The sequence below is a fragment of the Candidatus Mycalebacterium zealandia genome, assembly GCA_014075295.1.
Lineage (GTDB): Bacteria > Desulfobacterota_D > UBA1144 > Nemesobacterales > Mycalebacteriaceae > Mycalebacterium > Mycalebacterium zealandia.
On the sequence record CP046180.1, the window covers coordinates 406,841 to 426,672 of the forward strand.

Annotated in this window: 20 protein-coding genes and 3 tRNA genes; 13 read left to right on the plus strand and 10 right to left on the minus strand. The window is 49.4% G+C overall.

Features of this window, described 5'->3' with window-relative positions; genetic code table 11:
- Positions 1-24 precede the first annotated feature (24 nt).
- Entirely contained in the window at positions 25-2,106 is a 2,082-nt protein-coding gene (locus GKS04_01995) for a DUF255 domain-containing protein (GenBank protein ID QMU55961.1), read from the minus strand.
- A gap of 49 nt (positions 2,107-2,155) precedes the next feature.
- Here GKS04_01995 and GKS04_02000 point away from each other — a divergent pair, with 49 nt between their 5' ends.
- Positions 2,156-2,557, plus strand: coding sequence for an NUDIX domain-containing protein (locus GKS04_02000; protein QMU55962.1), 402 nt, complete (start codon positions 2,156-2,158; stop codon positions 2,555-2,557).
- A gap of 57 nt (positions 2,558-2,614) precedes the next feature.
- On the plus strand, positions 2,615-3,385 hold the full coding sequence (locus GKS04_02005) for a methyltransferase domain-containing protein (GenBank protein QMU55963.1): 771 nt from the start codon (positions 2,615-2,617) through the stop codon (positions 3,383-3,385).
- Here the strand turns inward: GKS04_02005 and GKS04_02010 are convergent.
- Complete coding sequence (locus GKS04_02010; protein QMU55964.1) at positions 3,382-4,266, minus strand: hypothetical protein; 885 nt, start codon at positions 4,264-4,266, stop codon at positions 3,382-3,384. The genes GKS04_02005 and GKS04_02010 overlap by 4 nt on opposite strands.
- Before the next feature lie 61 nt (positions 4,267-4,327).
- Between GKS04_02010 and GKS04_02015 the strand changes: the two genes are divergently transcribed.
- The 4 genes from GKS04_02015 to GKS04_02030 are packed head-to-tail and all read left to right on the plus strand — an operon-like array spanning position 4,328 to position 7,512.
- Positions 4,328-4,792 carry a transcriptional repressor gene (locus tag GKS04_02015; protein QMU55965.1) on the plus strand — a complete coding sequence of 155 codons (465 nt, stop codon included), beginning with the start codon at positions 4,328-4,330 and terminating at the stop codon, positions 4,790-4,792.
- A gap of 11 nt (positions 4,793-4,803) precedes the next feature.
- Positions 4,804-5,526, plus strand: coding sequence for an ATP-binding cassette domain-containing protein (locus tag GKS04_02020; protein ID QMU56671.1), 723 nt, complete (start codon positions 4,804-4,806; stop codon positions 5,524-5,526).
- Complete coding sequence (locus GKS04_02025) at positions 5,523-6,338, plus strand: hypothetical protein (GenBank protein QMU55966.1); 816 nt, start codon at positions 5,523-5,525, stop codon at positions 6,336-6,338. Before GKS04_02020 ends, GKS04_02025 begins: the two co-directional genes overlap by 4 nt.
- Positions 6,307-7,512 carry a hypothetical protein gene (locus tag GKS04_02030; protein QMU55967.1) on the plus strand — a complete coding sequence of 402 codons (1,206 nt, stop codon included), beginning with the start codon at positions 6,307-6,309 and terminating at the stop codon, positions 7,510-7,512. Before GKS04_02025 ends, GKS04_02030 begins: the two co-directional genes overlap by 32 nt.
- 4 nt (positions 7,513-7,516) lie before the next feature.
- On the opposite strand, the gene GKS04_02035 is transcribed toward GKS04_02030, so the two are convergent.
- The 6 genes from GKS04_02035 to GKS04_02060 form a co-directional block, all read right to left on the minus strand.
- Positions 7,517-7,888: a hypothetical protein gene (locus GKS04_02035; protein QMU55968.1), complete on the minus strand. Its 372-nt coding sequence runs from the start codon at positions 7,886-7,888 to the stop codon at positions 7,517-7,519.
- Positions 7,885-8,271, minus strand: a complete 387-nt coding sequence (locus GKS04_02040) for a hypothetical protein (GenBank protein ID QMU55969.1) — start codon at positions 8,269-8,271, stop codon at positions 7,885-7,887. The genes GKS04_02035 and GKS04_02040 overlap by 4 nt, the downstream gene beginning before the upstream one ends.
- 19 nt (positions 8,272-8,290) lie before the next feature.
- Positions 8,291-8,926, minus strand: coding sequence for a hypothetical protein (locus GKS04_02045; GenBank protein ID QMU55970.1), 636 nt, complete (start codon positions 8,924-8,926; stop codon positions 8,291-8,293).
- 60 nt (positions 8,927-8,986) lie between these two features.
- On the minus strand, positions 8,987-9,328 hold the full coding sequence (locus GKS04_02050) for a hypothetical protein (GenBank protein QMU55971.1): 342 nt from the start codon (positions 9,326-9,328) through the stop codon (positions 8,987-8,989).
- A 163-nt stretch (positions 9,329-9,491) separates the two neighbouring features.
- A tRNA-Arg gene (locus tag GKS04_02055) sits at positions 9,492-9,569 on the minus strand.
- 4 nt (positions 9,570-9,573) lie between these two features.
- A complete protein-coding gene (locus GKS04_02060) occupies positions 9,574-10,338 on the minus strand; it encodes a uracil-DNA glycosylase (GenBank protein QMU55972.1) in 765 nt (254 codons plus the stop codon).
- Positions 10,339-10,422: 84 nt separating this feature from the next.
- Between GKS04_02060 and GKS04_02065 the strand changes: the two genes are divergently transcribed.
- The 3 genes from GKS04_02065 (at position 10,423) to GKS04_02075 (ending at position 14,787) form a co-directional block, all read left to right on the plus strand.
- Positions 10,423-12,816: a leucine--tRNA ligase gene (locus GKS04_02065; GenBank protein QMU56672.1), complete on the plus strand. Its 2,394-nt coding sequence runs from the start codon at positions 10,423-10,425 to the stop codon at positions 12,814-12,816.
- A gap of 99 nt (positions 12,817-12,915) precedes the next feature.
- Complete coding sequence (locus GKS04_02070) at positions 12,916-13,890, plus strand: deoxyhypusine synthase (GenBank protein QMU56673.1); 975 nt, start codon at positions 12,916-12,918, stop codon at positions 13,888-13,890.
- Positions 13,891-14,025: 135 nt separating this feature from the next.
- Complete coding sequence (locus GKS04_02075; GenBank protein QMU55973.1) at positions 14,026-14,787, plus strand: glucose 1-dehydrogenase; 762 nt, start codon at positions 14,026-14,028, stop codon at positions 14,785-14,787.
- 121 nt (positions 14,788-14,908) lie between these two features.
- On the opposite strand, the gene GKS04_02080 is transcribed toward GKS04_02075, so the two are convergent.
- Entirely contained in the window at positions 14,909-15,532 is a 624-nt protein-coding gene (locus tag GKS04_02080) for a thiamine phosphate synthase (protein ID QMU55974.1), read from the minus strand.
- Entirely contained in the window at positions 15,532-16,908 is a 1,377-nt protein-coding gene (gene thrC, locus GKS04_02085) for a threonine synthase (protein QMU55975.1), read from the minus strand. Before thrC ends, GKS04_02080 begins: the two co-directional genes overlap by 1 nt.
- Before the next feature lie 94 nt (positions 16,909-17,002).
- Here thrC and GKS04_02090 point away from each other — a divergent pair.
- The 4 genes from GKS04_02090 (at position 17,003) to thrS (ending at position 19,768) form a co-directional block, all read left to right on the plus strand.
- Positions 17,003-17,074: transfer RNA gene (locus GKS04_02090), tRNA-Val, on the plus strand.
- 49 nt (positions 17,075-17,123) lie between these two features.
- A tRNA-Val gene (locus GKS04_02095) sits at positions 17,124-17,195 on the plus strand.
- A gap of 11 nt (positions 17,196-17,206) precedes the next feature.
- Complete coding sequence (locus tag GKS04_02100; protein ID QMU55976.1) at positions 17,207-17,833, plus strand: hypothetical protein; 627 nt, start codon at positions 17,207-17,209, stop codon at positions 17,831-17,833.
- 18 nt (positions 17,834-17,851) lie between these two features.
- The gene (thrS, locus tag GKS04_02105) at positions 17,852-19,768 is read left to right on the plus strand and encodes a threonine--tRNA ligase (protein ID QMU55977.1); all 1,917 of its coding nucleotides are present in this window, start codon (positions 17,852-17,854) and stop codon (positions 19,766-19,768) included.
- Positions 19,769-19,832 lie beyond the last annotated feature (64 nt).

The window sequence follows — 19,832 nt, forward strand, 5'->3', positions numbered from 1 at the left end:
TAATGATTGCGGTCAAAGTAAAAATCAACCTTTTTTTTCGGTTTTTATGTGCTTGCCAATAAATTCAGACGCTTCAACCGGTAGCCCGCAAGCGCCATTTTCGCACACATATACCGCCGCCGTTCCGTTCACGGGTTTGCAGTTCACGGCAAATGGCGCGATTTTGTCAATCTCTGTGTCGTCCGTTTTTTTGAGCACGGCAGTTCTGTTTGGGTCGTAGATTGTCTCAATATTTCCGGCAACCGTTTTTATCTCGTCTTCATCGTCGCACGCGATAACAATCTCGGTTGCCGCGCCCGCTTCAAATTCCATCGCGCAGAGTAGCATCGTGTGGGAAGACGGAATTTTTTCAATCGAAAGTGAGAGCGAGCGAATGGTTTCAAAAGCTGTTTGCGCAAACTCTGGATTGCCCGTAATTCGGGAAATTTTTACAAGATTCATCGCCGCGACCGAATTTCCGCACGGAACCGCGCCGTCATGAAATTCTTTTTTTCTGACAATCAACTCTTCGGAGTCTTCGGGAGTGAAGAAGAAACCGCCCTTTTGCGGGTCTGAAAACAGCGTCATCATTTTTTCATTCAGCGTGAGGGCGGTTTTGAGCCGTCCTGTTTCAAACTCCGCTTCATACAACTCCAAAAGCCCCCATACCGTGAACGCGTAGTCATCCAGATTGGCGCGTATTGCCGCCTCTCCGTCTCTGAATCTGTGAACAAACCCGTCCGCTCCAAGCATTTTGTTTTCAATGAAGTCCGCGGCTTTGCGGGCGGCCGCCGTGTATCGCGGTTCTGAGAATACTCGTCCCGCTTTGGCAAAAGCGGCTATCATCAATCCGTTCCAGTCAGTGAGGATTTTGTCGTCCTTGTGCGGGCGCGGGCGTTTTTCCCTTTCCGTGAAAAGTTTTTTTCGTGCCGATTCCAGAGATTGCGCCGCCTGTTCCACGGACATTTCGAACTGCGCCGCGAGTTCGGAAACCTCACGCGTTAAGTGAGCAATGTTTGTGCCGGGCATTGTTCCGGAAGCCTCGTCGGTAAAGTTGCCGCCGTCCTTAATGTTCAAGGTTTCCGAGGCAAAAACAGCGTGTTCTCCGGCAATCTTTTTGAATTCCTCATATTCCCACAAATAGAACTTCCCCTCTTCTCCTTCGCTGTCTGCGTCTTCTGCGCAGAAAAACGCCCCGTCGGGAGAGGTCATATCACGCATTACGTATTCGAGGATTTTTTTCGCGCCGTCCGCGTAAACGCTATTTTTTGTGGCGAGCGCGAGTTCGGTCAGCGCGAAGGACACAAGCGCCTGGTCGTAAAGCATCTTTTCAAAATGCGGAACGAGCCACCGGCGGTCAGTTGAATAGCGGTGAATTCCGAAGCCGATGTGGTCGTTTATTCCGCCTTTAAGCATTGCCGTGAGAGTTTTTTCCGCCATTTCAAGCGCTTTTCTCTCTCCGGTTCGTTTCCAATACCGTATGAGAAAAATCAGGTTGTGAGGCGAGGGGAATTTGGGAGCGTCTCCAAAGCCGCCAAAATCGGGGTCGAAATTCGCGGCAAGCTGGGCGAAGCCGTTTTTCAGCATTTCTTCCGCGTTCATTTCCCCTTTCGACTGTATCAGGGTTTGCGCATCTTTAATTGCGCGCGATATTTCGGCGGCTGATTTCTCAATTTCTTCGCGTCTGGAGCGCCACACTTCATTTATTCGCGGTATGAGTTCAATCATTCCCGCCCGCCCGTATTTGTTGTTTTTCGGAATGTATGTCGCGGCGAAAAACGGCTTCTTTTCAGGCGTCATCACAACGTTGAGGGGCCATCCGCAATTGCCCTGTGAAATCATCTGGCACACACTCATAAGCACGCCGTCTATGTCCGGTCTTTCCTCGCGATCAACCTTGATTGACACGAAAGATTCATTCATCTGCGCCGCGACTTCGGTGTCTTCAAAAGACTCTTTTTCCATCACATGGCACCAATGGCAGGTTGAGTACCCGACCGATACAAGAACCGGCTTGTCTTCCCGCGCCGCTTTTTCAAACGCCTCGTCGCACCATGGATACCAGTCCACCGGATTACCCGCGTGCTGAAGAAGATAGGGGCTTTTTTCTTTTGAGAGTTTGTTCATGAGTTTTTTGAGTTCGTACTTATGGTAACATTAAACCGTTTTTTGAGATATGAGCGCCGAATCCGGAAAAGTTTACCGTAAGGCGGGCGTGGTTGTCCGCCGGAGTGGAGAGGATGGTGAGGATGAAATTCTTCTCGTGAGCGCGCGCAGGCATGCGGGCTCATGGGTTTTTCCGGCGGGAACGGTTGAAGATGGGGAAATTCCCGAACAAACCGCCGTGCGCGAGTGCGCGGAGGAAAGCGGATATGTCGTTAAAATCGGAGATGAAATCGGCACGGTTACGGTTTCCGAAGGTGAATGGACAAAGAATTTCACCTTTTTCTCCGGAACCGTTACGGCGGAAACGGAAAGCAAGGAACAGGACAGGCAGGTCAAATGGATTGGCGTTTCCGACCTTGAAAGCGAGATTGTCGCAGTGTTTGCGCCCATCGCCCGGAATGTAAAGCGGTAATGTTTCGCTTTAATGGCGGCTCTCTGTTAGAATTCGTTCCAAAGTCTCCAAACAGGTATGGAAAATTACTCTAAAAACCTTGAAAACCTTGCCAGCAGGTACAGAAGCCTGCGAATTACGGACAAAGAACCCGTTGATTTCGTGATCAACAATCTTCCGGCGTCCGGAGTTATTCAAGCCACCGATACCGGGTGCGGAGCCGGACGATACGCGAAACTTTTTCTTGAGGCATTAGGGGAAAGAGTTTTTCTCAACTGCTTTGACACAAACGAATATATGCTTGATCAGCTCAAGACCTATCTCACGGAAGGGGGCTTTTCAAACTTTTCCGCAAAACTCGCGGACGCGAGGGATGTTCCTCTTGAACAATCCTCTGTTGATGCGGTTTTCTGCTTCAACTCAATTCATCACATAGGAATTGTCGGGTTTCTGCAAGAGGTTTCAAGAATTCTCAAAACCGGCGGGCGGGTTTTCATCTACACAAGATCAAGAGTCCAGAACGACCGTACTGTCTGGGGGCTGCATTTTCCGCTTTTCCGGCGCAAGGAGTCTCGTCTTTATGAACCGGACGAGTTTGAGTTCAAGGTGGAAAAGTTTCCCGAGTTTGAGATTGAACTGACAAAAACCTTCACTTACGACCGCGTGAATTCGCCCGAAGATCTTGCCGAAAAAGCGTCCGAGAAGGCGTATTCCGCTTTTCTTTTCTATGAACCTGAAGAGTTTGTCAGGGCGTTTGAAAGATTTCGCGCAAACCTAAAACAGAGTTTTGACGGCGATATTGAATGGGAGGACGGAAAAATAATGTATGTCCTCACAAAAACCTCTTAATTGCTCAGGCAGTTCTTCAGAGAGCGCGCGAGGTTTTCCATCATTTCAAAATAAAGATTCGGGCCGGGTTCAATGCCCACGCCCAGAGGGTCAAGAAACGCGGTTCTCGCTCCGCTTCCCTCGGCCGCCGCCCGCATCCGTTTCTCACTGTATTGCGGTTCGCTGAAAACGCACACTGCCCCGCTTTCGCGGATTTTGGCGCGGATATGTTTCAACCCTGCGGCTGATTGAGGAATTTCTGGATTTTCCGTTATTGAGCCTATCCCGTTCATGCTGTATTCGCTCTCAAAATAACGGTAGGCATCATGAAAGACGGCGTATGGGATGTCGCTGACGCCAGCAACTTCTTTCCGTATTGTTGCGTCCAGTTTTTTGAGTTTTTTAATGGTTTCCCGAGCGTTTTTTTTGTAAACATTTCTTTGGCGCGGATTGATTCTTGCCATCCATTTTGCCGCCGTTCTTACAATTTTTTCCGCATTTTTCGGAGACAGCCACACGTGCGGGTCGTTTTGTCCGGTGCTGTTTTTCAGGAGCGTGATGCCGGAAATTTCCGCGACCTCCGCCTTTGCAACTCCGGCAGGAAGCGAACGCAAAGGGTTGTGAAGAAAGGTCTCAAGCCCTTTGCTTACAAAAAAAACCGCTTTTGCCTCCGTGATTTTTTTCATCTGAGAGGGTTTCATACTAAACTCGTGGGGCGACTCGCCCGCAGGAACAATAAGAACCGTTTCGTTCACGCCGTGCGTAACCCCCGATACAAGCGAATGGAGCGGGGCAATGCTTGCCGCAACCTGCAAACGCTCATTTGAGAGTGAGTTCGCCGCGGGCGCGAGAACGAGAAAAATCATGGTGAAAACCGCCGATATTTTCAAAAAAAGCCGCATAATGTTCTCCTTGACAAAAGAATGTTACATTATAACATTACTTTTGTTGAGCGCAAACTGAATGAAGAACGGATGCAAAAATCATGACCGTTGTGTCGGAGAAATAACAACCTACGCCGAGCGCGTGTGTTCGGAGCGCGGGGTTGCGCTTACGCCTTTGAGGAAGCGCGTTCTGCGGATAGTTTCGCGCAGTCACCGACCCGTGAAGGCTTATAAGGTGCTTTCCGAACTTTCACGCTCCGCGAAGCCGCCCACCGTTTACCGCACCCTTGATTTCCTGATTGAAAACGGTCTCGTTCACAAACTGTCAAGCATGTCTTCTTACTGCGCGTGTTTTCATCCCTCAAGCGGTCATTCCGAGTGCTTCTTTCTCATCTGCTCGGACTGCGGCGAGTCAAGGGAATTTTGCGGCTCCGCGCTTTCAAAAGCCGTTGACTCCGCGGTCACCCGCGAGGGTTTCAGCAAGGTGGAGACTGTTCTGGAAGTGCGGGGAACCTGTCTTGAGTGCGGGAGAAGAAAAAATTGAGCGAAGTTTTTATGGAATCGCACGAAGTTTCGTTTTCAAGGGACGGAAATCTGATTCTTCAAGATGTTTCGCTTGAAATTGCCAAAGGTGATTTTGTGTCTGTTGTCGGTCCCAACGGAGCGGGGAAAACCACTTTGATTAAGGTTCTCACGGGCGTTCTGTCTCCGGATTCGGGTGTGTGCGAGCGCGACCCCGGAGTCAAAATCGGCTATATGCCGCAGAGAATTGAGAGGATGGACTACATTCCCATTTCGGCGGGGCGGTTCATCGGGCTCGGCGGAGCGGCGCGCCCGGAACTTGAAGAAGCGTGCCGCCGCGCGGGAGTTTCGGGAATTCTGGACAGCGAAATGAGCGCGCTGTCGGGCGGCGAGATTCAGCGTGTTCTGCTTGCCCGCGCACTTGCGGCGGGTCCGCATCTTCTTGTGCTTGACGAGCCCGCGCAAAATCTTGACGTTTCGGGGCAACTGGAGTTTTACAAACTCATTGAAGCGATTCACCGCGAGCACGGCGTGGCGGTTTTAATGGTGTCGCATGATCTCCATATGGTTATGGCTTCAACAAAAAAGGTGGTCTGTCTTTACGGGCATGTGTGTTGCGCGGGCGAGCCGAAAGAGATTGCCAGAGACCCCGAATTTATTTCAATGTTCGGCGAGGACATGGTGCGTCTTATGTCCGTTTATTCCCACGCGCATGAGCATACTCATGGGCATCGCATGAAAGGGGGCGCGGAGTGACGGAACCATTTATCATTCGCGCCGCGCTTGCGGGAATCGGGGTTGCTCTTGCCGCTGGCATACTCGGCTGTTTTGTCGTTTGGAGAAGAATGGCTTACTTTGGCGACTCTCTTTCTCATTCGGCGCTTGCGGGAATTCCACTCGGACTGCTTGCGGGAATGAATCCGGACTACGGGATTTTTGCGGTTGTTATTGTTTTCTCTTTTCTGCTTGCCGTTGTTTTCCGGGGCGGGGCTATCGCTCCCGACACCGTTCTCGGCATCATCGCCCACGGCTCTCTCGCGGTTGGAATAGTGGCGATTTCTCTGTCCGGAGTTCCGGTTTTCCACCTTCATTCAACTCTCTTCGGCGATATTCTGACCGTGGGCGCGCGCGACATCGTGTGGATATACGTCTGTGCCGCCGTGGTCATTGCCGCGCTCGCGCTCAACTGGGACTCGCTTGTGCTTATGACAATCAGCGACGATTTGGCGAAAGCCGAAGGCGTCAACACATTCCGGCTCGGGTTTCTTCTGATGTTTCTGATGGCGGTTGTGGTGGCGGTGTCTTTGCGCGCCGTGGGTGTTTTGCTGGTTACTTCAATGCTGATTATTCCCGCCGCCGCCGGGCGGATGTTCGCGCGGTCGCCCGAAATGATGGCGGTTTTATCATGCGCGGTTGGAGTCGCGTCCGTTCTGGCGGGAATCTACGGCTCTTTGCTTTACGACACGCCTTCGGGTCCGTCGATCGTTACGGCGGCCGCAGTGTTTTTTGTCATTTTATTTGCCGGCTCAATCATGTTTGAGCGGGTGTTCAAAAAAAGGAGAATTTAAGATAATTACCATATTCAAACCGGTTTTTGCGGGTTTTGTCCTGCTGTGCGTTTTTACTCTTACCGCTTTCGGGGCGGTTCATGTTGACGGGCATTTTGATGTGAGAATTCATATGGACAGGGTTGTGGAGTCAAACGAGACGAAGGTTTACGAAGCGTATTCCGATTCCCACTTTACCGCCGAACTGTTTTTAGGCAAAGGGTTTTCCATTTCGGCGGAACTGCTTGTTGAAGGAGAACCCGCCGGGCATCAGCACGAGCATGGAGATGACCAGGTTGATCCGCCGCCCGCAAGCGGGCTTTTTTTCACGGACCACACGGTTTCTCTGGACGGGTTTGCGCTGAATTTTGCGCGCGGCTTCGGAAACAAAAACGCCGCTTTTTACGGCGGCAAGTTCACGCCGGTTGTCGGTTTGGACGTGCATGATTTCCCCGGAGTGTACTCATACCGGGCGATTCACGAATATGAAATAGAGTCGCGCATCGGACTTGGCGGGCTGTTGGGTTTTGACGGCGGCGGACTGGGCAGGCACGGCATTGATTTTTCAGCCTTTGCCGAGGACACAACAATTTTCAGCAATGGGGAACAGCGTCTGCGCAAGAGAGACGGAGGGGTTTCCAATACGGGAGACCTGTCATCTTTCGCGTTTTCACTCGGAGGCGGGGATTTCTTTCCTCTAAAAGAAGGCTTTTTTGCCGACTGGCTTTCGGGTTTTTCCTACCGTTTGGGCTACGCACGGCAGGCACAAGGGGTGGGCAACGAAACGGACGAGGGCAGATTTTCTTTTTCAGCGCAGGGTATTTACCAACTCACCGAAAACCTCTCCGTACGTTCCGTAAACGAATATGTCCGCATCAAAAATCTTGAGGGGCATTCCGGGCATGACCGCTCTCATTACACTTCCGCGGTCGGTTTTGACTGGAAATTGTGGACGTTCGCGTGTAGCGCGTCTTTAACCGGAAACAAGGGAGCGTCCGAACCCGATGAAAATCTTGACGGCTCGGCTTTCAGCTTTTCCCTGTCTCGCAAAATAGGAAACGCGAAAATCGGAGCCGGTTACCGGAGGGTAAAAGAGGAAGGGGAACACACGGGCAGGATAGGTGTTCTTTTGAGTTTTGACGGCGGCTTTTCGTCACTTGCCCCCGGCGCGTCGCACGACGGACATGTTCATTAATTCCTTATACGATTAAGAACGCGAAAAAGAACCCGACCGCGTAAACCGCGACTGAAAACAGCACAATCACAAGGCTCAAACGTCTGAGGCGCATACACATTTGCGCCGCCCGCGGCTCAATCGGGCACGGGGCGTTTCTCTGCGCGTAGCGCGCCGCCGCCGCGATTGCGAGCAAAAGCCCGGCGACCGTGAAAACCAGAGTCTTGTGCTCCGAAAGCCACACAAGTTCCGGAAACGCGCTCACAAGCCCTGCTGTTACGGCGCCAAGCCCAACGCTTACAAAAAGCGCGGGCAGTGCGCAGCACACAAGCGTTCCCGTGGATGTCAGCAGGGAGAAAAACGGCAGAACCGCATCTTTCCAGCCAATCTGTTTCACCGTTTGCCTCCTTTCTTATAGCGCGAGATTTTAGCGCTCGCGTAGCCTGAATCTTCCAGAAATTTTCTTACCTGCTTATCGGAAAGGTTTTTTCCTTTTTTTACATAAAGGGTAACGGACTTGTGTTTCAGGTTGACATACGCTTCCTCAATCGCGCCGGTTTTGAGAAAAACCTTTTGTATGGACCGTGCGCAGAAATCACACACAAGCCCGGTTACCTTAATGTGAATTATTTCTTCCGAAGAAATCGGGCTGTCCGGTTCTTCAATCCGCGCTTCTTCCGAATGTTTGTGCGAGTGGTCTTCGTCATGCCCGGCGTTTGCCTGACCAAAGGCGACAGTCGTGATGACCACTGCCGTTAAAATTGTTTTTTTCAGTTTCATTTTTCTTTCTCCTTTTTGTTTAAAATCGCCTTATGAAATTCAGCGTCAATTTTCCGTTAAAACTCCAGCCGATCTCAAAAAGCGAATCTCCTTTGAAAAAACGCGCGAGTGGCGTTATTTCAGTCTTATCTTCATAGTCCGTAGACGGATAGTGCGAAACTTCAAGCATCAACCATGTGTGAAGAGAGCCAAAATCGGCGACATAAGGCGCCAGTCCGGCCCTCGCGGACTGCCGGAAAGAGTTTTCCCGCCCGCCGATTGTGCCAACCCGGTTTTCGTAGCGGATAAACAGCCTTCTGGTTTCCCAGTCCGCAGCCAATCCCGAAAAACCCGTAAAGGAAATGTCATCATTATCCCACGCGGCCCCCCCCCCCCCTTTGAAGTAGAGATTTGCCTGCGATTCCCGATTGTTAACCCGTTTCAGCAGAACATTGACCTGCAACGCGCCGGCGAAAGCGTTTTTATCACGAATGTGAAACCCCCTGACCCCGACCGAATGTCGCGCGGACGGCGAATAATGCAGATGAACTGAGGTGTTTGCTCTGTTGTGCATCTGCATAACCGTCCATCCTCCCGGATATGACACGGGTCTTGCCAGCGTTGCGGGCGACTGCATTAACGCAATTACGATAATTGCTATATTTCTCTTTCTCATAAAATCTCTGCTTGAAAAATTTCGCAAGCCGAATTTCACGGCCCAAAAACGGCGGAGATATCAGACGAGTATGTGTTTTGTGAGCAGAAAAATCGGTCGGTGCCGGTTTTGAGTGACGGCGCGCGGCGCTGTTTTTATTTCCGTGTCTGTTAATTTGTAGAAAACAAAACGCGGAGTGTTCTCCAAAAGATGTTTTGTTTTTCCTGATTGCTTGTTTTCGACTGACGACTGCTGTGTGTTAAGACAGTCTGCAAAGGACACGTGTCCGCAGTCCTGACGAGAATTATGACCCGGGCAGTCTGCGGCGCTGGAATGTCCCGTGTGCTCCGCCCCGCCCGACATCGGGCACGGCATTGCGCTTGAACCCGCAAGGGAGCCCGCGAAAACAAAAGCGAAAACCAAAACCGCCACACGCAACATTACAATAAAACTTTAAGGGTTTATGAGTTTTTATCAATGGATGTTGTTTGTGTTTTTCTGCGCATAGCGTGTGACCGCCGCGATTGTGAGCATAAAACCCGCGACCGCGAAAACCCGAACAAATTCGGGAAACGCTGCGGAAAGATGGAGCGCCCGAGAGGATTTGAACCTCTGACCCTTGGCTCCGGAGGCCAATGCTCTATCCGGACTGAGCTACGGGCGCTTTTTCAAGTTTTCTTCAACTCCGCCATAACCGTCTTCATATCTTCCCACATGGGGCGCTTGAACCCCGGGTTTCTGAGAAGCGCGGCGGGGTGATAGGTTACCATAAGTTTTGTTTTGCCGTATCTGTGAAACACTCCGCGCAGTGAACCGAGAGACGGACTTCCCTGAAGTTTTAAAACCGCCTTTGCCGCCACAAGACCGAGACAAACTATCACGCGAGGCGAAACGCAACTTATCTGTTTCATTAAAAACGGCTCGCAACTCGCGACTTCGTCCGTTTCGGGATTGCGGTTTTCAGGCGGACGGCATTTGACCACATTGCAGATATAGACCTCTTCGCGCTTCATTCCCATCGCTTCTATAACCTTGTTCAGCAGTTTTCCCGCACGCCCCACAAAGGGTCTGCCCTGTTCATCTTCATCTTTTCCCGGTCCTTCGCCCACAAAAACCACCTTTGCTTTCGGGTTTCCTTCACCAAAGACAATGGTTTTTCTTCCCGCGTGGAGTTTGCACCTTTCGCACTCTCCCATTTCCGTCCTGATTTCTTCAAGACTGTTCGCGCCGCCGTTTTCAAACAAATTTCCTTCAAAAGGGATGGAAATGACCGGTGTTTTTTTGTTTGTTTTGGAAGGTCCCGGCGCGGGTTCGCGCTCAGGCGGAGCATCTTTCCGCTCCGTGCGGATTTTCCCGTTTCCCATGCGCCCCTGAAACTCAAGATAGCCTTTCAGGTCTGTCATCAGCTTTTTTGTTTCTCCGTTTTCCGTCATGAACTGATTTGAAAGCCAATACCCGTTAATCTACAATACACACTTTTACGGGCGGCGATGAAGTTTTCCGCCGCGAATGTCCCGATGGAAAAAACCTACAACCCCTCAGCAGTTGAAAGAAAATGGCGCGAAATATGGGAGCAAAGCGGCTCTCACACGGCTGCCGGGGATTCCGGAAAGCCGAAATACTACGTGCTTGAGATGTTTCCGTATCCGTCCGGGCGCATACACATGGGGCATGTGCGCAACTACACAATAGGAGACGTCATCGCGCGTTACAAGCGCGCCCGCGGCTTTGATGTTCTTCATCCCATTGGCTGGGACGCTTTCGGACTTCCCGCGGAAAACGCCGCGATTCGTAATGCCGTAAACCCCGCCGAGTGGACAAAAACAAACATTGACCAAATGCGCGTCCAACTCCGGAGGCTCGGATTTTCCTACGACTGGTCGCGCGAGATTGCGACCTGCGACCCCTCATACTACAGGTGGGAGCAGTGGCTTTTTACAAAAATGCTTGAAAAGGGTCTCGCGTATCGCAAAAAAACCTTCGTAAACTGGGACCCCGAAGATAAAACCGTGCTTGCCAACGAGCAGGTTATTGACGGAAAGGGGTGGCGCTCCGGCGCCGTTGTTGAGCGCAGAGAGGTGGAACAGTGGTTTTTCCGCATAAGCGACTATTCCGATGAACTGCTGGAAGGTCTCGGCAATCTCGCCGACTGGCCTGATTCGGTCAAAACCATGCAGGCAAACTGGATAGGGCGCTCCGAAGGGGTTGAGATGGAGTTTTATTCGGAGAAACTCGGCTATGCAATTGAGGTTTTTACCACAAGGCCCGACACCGTTATGGGTGCCACGTATCTTACGGTCGCGCCGGAGCATCCGGCGGCTCTCAAGGCGGCGGAGGGCGACGCGAAAATCGCAGATTTTATAGAAAAGGCAAAAAACCTGCCCGTTTCCGAAGCAAAAATGGAGATGGTTGAGAAAGAAGGTCTGCCGCTCGGATTTTCCGCCATTAATCCGGTTTCGGGAGAAGAAATTCCTGTCTGGACGGCGAATTTTGTTCTTATGAGTTACGGAACCGGAGCGGTAATGTCCGTTCCCGCTCATGACAGGCGTGATTTTGATTTTGCCAAAAAATACAATCTCCCCGTAAAACAAGTTGTTTTTCCGAAAGATGGGGATTTTGATATTCCAGAAGGCGTGTTCACCGAAAAGGGCGTTCTTCAAAATTCCGGCGATTTTAACGGTCTTGATTTTGATGAGGTGTCCCGCGCAATTGTGGATTTTCTTCAAAAACAGAAAAAAGGCGGGAAGGTTGTCCAATACCGACTCAGAGACTGGGGCATTTCCCGCCAGCGTTACTGGGGAGCGCCGGTTCCTGTTATTCACTGCGAAAAATGCGGTGCAGTTCCCGTTCCCGAAAAGGATTTGCCCGTGAATTTGCCCGAAGATGTGGATTTTTCAAAAGGAGATATACCCTCGCTCGCGAATTCAGAGTCGTTTATTTCAGCCTCATGCCCCGCCTGCGGCGCGGACGCGAAACGGGACACGGACACAATGGACACTTTTGTGGAGTCTTCGTGGTATTTCCTGCGCTATGCGTCTCCGGATTTTGAGAAGGGAATGTTTGACAAAAAAGCGGTGAAAAAATGGCTTCCCGTTGATCAATACATCGGCGGTGTGGAACACGCGATATTGCATCTGCTTTATTCAAGATTTTTTATCCGCGTTCTCAGAGATTTGAATTTGTGCGATTTTGACGAACCCTTCGGCGCGTTACTTACACAGGGAATGGTTATCAAGGACGGCGCGAAAATGTCAAAATCCACCGGTAACACGGTTGACCCCGATGAAATGATAGAGAAATACGGCGCGGACGCGGTTCGGCTTTTTATTCTTTTCGCCGCGCCCGCGGAAAAATCTCTGGACTGGAATGAAAAGGGTATTGAGGGGATGAGCCGGTTTTTGAGGAGGTTATGGAATCTTACGGTTTCCGCTTCGGAACAGCCGGACCCCGCGAGCGAAAAATTTTTGAATCAAACTCATAAAACAGTCAAAAAAGTGACTGAAGATATTGAGCGTTTCCATTTCAACACCGCGATTGCCGCGCTTATGGAATTGTTGAACTCAATTGAAAAATCACCCTCGCCCGAAACAGTCGGGACAATAGCGAAACTTCTTTCGCCGATAGCTCCGCATTTTTCCGAAGAAGTCTGGGAAATTCTCGGTAATAAAAAATCGGTTTTTCTTGAAGATTGGCCCGGGTGGGAAGAATCTCTAATTAAATCCGACACGGTTGAGGTTGTTTTTCAGGTTAACGGGAAATTGCGTTCTCAAATGCAGATGCCTTCGGATGCGGCAACGGATGAAATGGAATCCGCCGCTCTTGCCGATGAAAGAATTAAAAAATTAACCGAAGGCAAAAAAATCAAAAAAATAATCGTTGTGCCGGGAAAACTTGTGAATATTGTGGTTTGAAAAAGGAGATTTACGAAATTGACTAAAAAACTTCCGAGCGAAAAAGTAAAAGCGATTGAAGTGAAAAAGGGCAGAAGCGTTTCAGACTTGATTTCCGCTATGTCAAAAACCGGTTTTCAGGGCGGAAGTCTTTCCCGCGCGGTTGAGGTTTTTCAAAAAATAGTTGCCGACCCCGAAGTTACGATTTTTCTGGGTTACGCAGGTTCCCTTTCCACAACGGGGCAGTGGAGAATAATAAATTGGCTGATTGAAAACCGTTTTATTGACGTGCTTGTTCCCACGGGCGCGAACATATCCGAAGACATAATAGATGCGATGGGTTATGACTATTTTCAGGGTTCGCACAGAGCCGATGACGAAAAACTGTTTTCCGAAGGAATAAACCGCTATTACGATGTTTACGGGAAAGAAACCGACTATCTTGAAATGACGGAAATGATAGCGGATTTCATTCTGACTCTGGATAAAAAACAAAACTATTCATCGCGCGAATTTTTGGAACTGTTCGGGCGGCATCTGGGTAAAAAGGAAATAAATTCCATTGTCGCGACTGCGGCAAGGTTCGGAGTTCCGGTTTTCTGCCCCGCGATTGCGGACAGTCCATACGGGGACGCGGCTCTTATAGCCGAAAGCAAAGGTTTTCATCTTACAATAGACGCGATGAAAGACTATGTGGAATTTATGAAGATGGGCGAAAAAGTTAAGCAGACCGCCGTGATTTACATTGGTGGCGGGGTTCCGAAGGATTTTATTCAGTTGTTTGCCGTAACGGGCGATTTGCTTTACGAAGACCGTTCTATTCCCGGAAGAAAGGACGGAATGAACAGAAAAGGGACGGGACCCGAAGAAACTTATTATCCGCATAAATACGCGATTCAGATTACTACAGATTCTCCTCAGTGGGGCGGGCTCAGCGGGTGCACTTTTGAAGAGGCGGTTTCGTGGGGCAAGGAAGACCCCGAAGGCGGTCTTGTGCAGTGTTATTGCGATGCGACAATTGCGCTGCCGATAATTTCTCAGGCTCTTGCCGAGAGGGTTGAAAAACCGCGAAAGGGCAAACGGTTTTTTGATTGAAAGCTGAGACGCAAGTGAATATATTCATTTGCGGCGACCTGAAATCAGACCGAGCAGGTTGAAGAGGGTGGAAAACTGTCCGGGGATAAATTTAATTTTTAATTAGAGGATTAAATAAAAACGAGAGAAATCAAAATGAGACTAAAGGGAAAAACCGCTTTAATTACCGGAGGAAGCGAGGGGATAGGAAGGGCGACCGCGTTGCTTTTTCATAAGGAAGGCGCGAAAGTAGGGATTATGTCCAGAACTGCGAAAAATCTGCGCAATGTTGTTTCCGAAGCGAAAGGCCGCCGGAAAATCAAAGCGTGGAAGGGTGATGTTTCAAATGAAAAAGATGTAAAAAGAATTGCGAACGCATTTTACAGAGAGTTTGGCAAAATTGACATTCTTTTCAACAATGCGGGAATTTTTGAAGGCGGAACGGTTGTTACAACCACAAACTCGGTCTGGAATAGAACTATGGATATAAATGTGAAAGGGGTTTTTCTGATGAGCAAATACGTTGTTCCGCTGATGGCAAAACACGGCGGCGGCTCAATAATAAATAATTCAAGCGTTCTCGGAATTGTCGGAATGGAGGACTGCATGGCGTATAACGCCTCAAAGGGTGCGGTCAGACAAATTACGCGCAGCATGGCGCTTGACCACGCGAAGCAGAACATAAGGGTTAATTCCGTCTGCCCGGGCTACATAAAAACAAAAATGGATGTTGAATTTATGGGCAATCCGCCCGATGCCGAAGAACAACTTGACGAAATAGCGGCGGGAATGATTCCGATGGTCAGAAGAGCCGAAGCGGATGAGGTTGCACAGTCGGTTTTGTTTCTCGCGAGCGAAGAATCAAGCTATATGACAGGGTCAGATCTTGTAATTGATGGCGGCTGGACGGTTTTGTAGGCACGTAATGTTTGTTGCCAGCAACGGCGGGAGTAAAACCTCATTTGAAATTCGGGTCAGTATAATTTCCATGTTGTATAGTAAGACCGAGTTCCGAAGCAAGTATTCTGAGTCCTAATTTTTATTTTGTTAAAGTCAGCCGCCGCGCTGCTTTTTCAGTGTCTTCCTCTCCAAAAATCGCCGTAATTACGGCAATGCCGTCAACGCCGGTTTTTAGAACATCAGCAACATTTTCGGGCGTAATTCCACCGATGGCGAATACGGGTATTTTCAGTTTCGCTTTTGCCTCTTTCAAAACCTCAAACGGTGTGGGAACTCTGTCCGGTTTTGTGGGTGTAAAATAAGGAGTTCCGAAAGCAACATAATTCGCGCCCGCTTTTTCGGAGGCAATTCCCCTTTCAATCTCTCCGTAGCATGAAACGCCGATAATCGCGTTTTCACCGAGCAGTTTTCTTGCGTTTTTTACATTCCCGTCCTCTCCGCCGAGGTGAACGCCGTCCGCGCCTGTTTTTTTCGTTATTTCAGGACTGTCGTTAATTATGAGCGGGATTTTATATTTTTGCGTAATTTCCGCGAGCATTTTTCCTTTTCGGATAATTTCCGCTTTTTCTGAGTTTTTTTCGCGCAGTTGAATAATTGTCGCGCCGCCTTTTATTGCGGCTTCAACAGTTTCGGCGAAACCGTTTTCCGCAATCAGTTTTGAGTCTGTTATGGCGTAAAGTCCGCGCAATTTAAATGCGGGCATCAGGATTCAACCCGGCTGAATATGGCATCCCGCACGGCGTTGTAGTTATTTGGCAATTCTATGGGGTTGTTACGGAGTTTTTTGCCCACTCCCGCGATTTTGCCCTCATGGTATCCGGTTTTAAATTCAACAAATTTAAGTCCGTGAGCGGTTGAAATAATTACCACTTTGTCTTTCTTTTTGAAGGTTTTTTTCGCTTGAAGTTTCAGAAAAACCGCAAGCGCCACGCCCGTGTGCGGGCAACTGAAAATTCCGGTTCTGTCCGCCATCGCGGCGGCGACGGAAAGTTCTTTTTCAGATGCCTGTTCAACAATTCCGTTAAATTCTTTAAGGGTTTTTATCGCCTTGTTCACGCTTACCGGATTTCCGATCTGAATCGCGTTGGCGAGAGTTGTTTTCGCTTTTACCGGCTTGAATTCCTTAAATCCTTTTTTGTAACTCAGGTAAAGCGGGTTGGCGTTTTTTGATTGCGCGCAAACAATTCGCGGCAGTTTTTTTATTAATCCCAGATCGCGCATTAAAAGAAAACCCTTGCCGAGAGCGGACACGTTGCCCAGATTGCCGCCCGGAATTATTATCCAGTCCGGCACGCTCCATTTGAATTGCTGGCACAGTTCAATGCTTATGGTTTTCTGCCCTTCAATGCGGAGCGAATTTATGGAGTTTGCCAGATAGATGTTGTTTTCTTCCGTCATTTTCTGAACCATTTTCATGCAGCCGTCAAAATCGGTGTCAAGCGAAAGAACAATCGCCCCGTTTGCAATTGGCTGAACGAGTTGAGCAAGGGAAACTTTTCCTTTCGGCAGAAAAACAATCGCCGGAATATCCGCCGCCGCGCAGTAGGCGGCAAGCGCCGCCGAGGTGTCTCCGGTGGAGGCGCAGGCAACCGCCGGAATATCGCGTTTTTTTCTGCGCATATGCTGCACCACCGAAACAAGAACCGTCATTCCGAGGTCTTTGAAAGAGCCCGTGTGGCTGTTTCCGCACATCTTTATCCAGATGTCATTCATTCCGACCTGTTTACCTAAACGCTCCGCCCAGAAAAGGTTTGTTGAGCCCTCATACATTGAAACAATGTCATCATCCTTCACAACGGGACAAACCCATTCCTTTTTGCCCCAAACCGAACTGCCGTGGGGCCATGACTGGTTTTTGTAGCGTTCATCAAACAGTTTTTTCCACTGTTGAGACGATTTTTTGGCAAGCAGTTTGCGGTCGTGCGTAACTTCAAGCAGTTCGTTGCACTCTCCGCAACGGTAAATCACTTCGTCAATTTTGTAGGTTTTACCGCATTCGGGGTTGATGCAACTGAGCCACGCACGGTATTCGGTTATGTTTTTGCCGCCGCGCGCGGATTTTGAAGCGGTTTTGGGCATAGCGAAAAATACCGCACTGCAAGGGCGGGTGTCAATGTTTGCGGCTTGACACAAAAACGCTTTTGAAAGACAATACAGCCTCTTTGAGAGACCCGAGCGCGTAGCTCAGCGGGAGAGCGCTTGCCCGACACGCAAGAGGTCGCTGGTTCAATCCCAGCCGCGCTCACGGATTACTTTGACTTTTAGCCCAAATTCAAAACAATATACGCGTTTCAGGCCCCGTAGCTCAGGGGGAGAGCGTTCGCCTCACACGCGAAAGGTCGTTGGTTCAATTCCAACCGGGGCCAAGTGAATAAAATTGGAAACTTCAACTGCTCCTTTAGTTTTCTCTCTGGTTGCTATCACATGTTCTTTAGCAACTCTTTACTTTCAGTTTTTTTATAAACCTCGCCGCATTAGAGTTGTAAGTCTGGGGGTAGAACGTGTAGGACCGGAAAATCGTATGTCCCATAGATATGCGGTTTGTAATGATGGCAAAGAAGCTATTTACTTGTCGGGTGTGTCATTTCATTATTCTTATGCTTTCTTGCCTGATTCATATCCTGGAGCAAAATATCCTGGAGTAAGTATGTCTAGCGAAATTCAAATTGAAGGCTTTATATTTCCACAGAATAGAACAGTTCTACCTCATGGTATTGCTGAGGTTGGATATGTGGAAGACGAAGCCGTCCGTAAAAAAATTTGGGAGAACTTTCTGGAGGGTGTCAGAGACGGCAGAATATCATCGCAAGATAAGATAGCCATTATGGCTACTGTGCATATCGCTTTTCCGGATGGTTCTATTTTTTACAATAAGTTTAAATTTGCTGAAATGAGATTTCCTGAAGACAAGTCCGCTAATATAACTTTCTTTCTTGTGAATTTTGATTTCTTGAAATCTGCTGAAAAACTAGGTTCTCAAGATGTAGAACAGAAACCAATGTAGCCAGACCAAATTTGTCCAATGCCTCAAATAACAATCACACACAAAGATAAATCCGCCGAAATTGAATCCGGCGCGACTGTTGCCGAAGTGCTTGCCGCCGTTGGCGCGGATAAAGGCGCAATCGGGGCGACCGCGGACGGCGCACTTATGGATTTGACGCAAAATATCAGCGCGGACACAAAACTTGAGCCCGTAAAGCAAAATTCCGCCGAAGGTCTGGCGCTCATCCGCCACACCGCCGCTCATGTTATGGCTGAAGCGGTTCAGGGGCTTTTTCAGAATGTGAAGGTTACAATCGGTCCCGTGATTGAGGACGGGTTTTACTACGATTTTGACACGCCCGAGCCGTTCACGCCCGAAGATCTTGAAAAGATTGAAAAGCGCATGGAGGAGATTGTTTCCGAAGACCGCCCGCTTGAGCGCAAAACCGTTTCGCGCTCGCAAGCCGTTAAAACTTTCTCGGATATGGGCGAGACATACAAAGTGGAAATAATCAACGATTTGCCCGAAGATTCTGAAATAACAATTTATGACCAGGGCAAATGGTTTGACCTGTGCAGAGGTCCCCACGCGCCTTCAACCGGTGCGGTTAAAGCGTTCAAACTCACATCTTCGGGCGGCGCATATTGGCGCGGCGTTGAAACCAACCCAATGTTACAGCGCATATACGGTACGGCGTTTGCGGACAGAAAAGATTTGAAAAAGCATCTTGCGATGCTTGAAGAGGCGAAAAAACGCGACCACAGAAAACTCGGCAAAGAACTGGGGCTTTTCACGCTCACCGATGAAGTGGGACCGGGGCTTGTCCTGTGGCACCCGAAAGGCGCGCGGGTGCGTGGAATTATTGAGGATTTCTGGCGCACGGAACACAGAAAGGCCGGCTATGACATTCTCTACACTCCGCATCTGGCGCGGCTTGACCTCTGGAAAACAAGCGGACACACCGATTTTTACACCGAAAGCATGTTCGCGCCCTCGCAGATTGATAACTCTGATTATCAAATCAAGCCGATGAACTGTCCGTTTCATATTCTGATTTACAAATCCGATGTCAGAAGCTACCGCGAACTGCCTTTGCGGTGGGCGGAGATAGGCACGGTTTACAGATATGAGCGTAGCGGCGTGCTTCACGGGCTTCTCAGAGTGAGGGGTTTTTCTCAGGATGACGCTCATATATTCTGCCGTCCCGACCAGATAGGAGATGAAGTGGGCGGCGTTTTGGATTTGACGCTTTTATTCTTGAAAAAATTCGGGTTTGACAATTTTGAAGTTTTCCTCTCAACCCGCCCGGACAAGTTTGTCGGAAGCGAAGAAGATTGGGAAACCGCAACCGAAGCGATGAAGTCCGCTCTTGCCGCGAAAGGGTTTGAATACTCCATAGATGAAAAAGGCGGGGCTTTTTACGGGCCCAAGATAGACCTCAAAATCAAGGACGTTCTCGGAAGGTCTTGGCAGTGTTCCACGGTTCAGTTAGACTTCAACCTCCCGAAAAGGTTTGACATGGCCTTTGTGGGCGAGGATAATTCCCGCCACGTTCCGATAATGATTCATCGAGCGATATTCGGTTCGCTTGAGAGGTTTTTCGGGATTTTAGTAGAGCATTACGGCGGAGCGTTTCCTCTGTGGATGAGTCCGACACAGGTAAGAGTTGCCACGGTGACGGATAAGCAGATTGATTACGCGAAATCAGTTGCCGATGCTCTAAAGGAGAAAGGGATAAGGGTTGAAGAGGATTTTAGAAACGAAAAACTTGGTTACAAGGTCAGAGAAGCTCAGGTTATGAAAATACCGTATCTGCTTGTAATCGGAGAAAAGGAAGCCGCTAGCGCGGTTGTGGCGCCGAGAAAATATGGAAGTGAAAATTTGAACCCGATGGGGATTGGTGAGTTTATTGAGATGTTAGACGCCGAAAGCGGCGGGGAGACGTCGTTATAAGGGGTCCCAGAAGAAAACCCGAAAGACGCGCTCCTGCGACTCGCGTAAACCGTAGGATACGAGC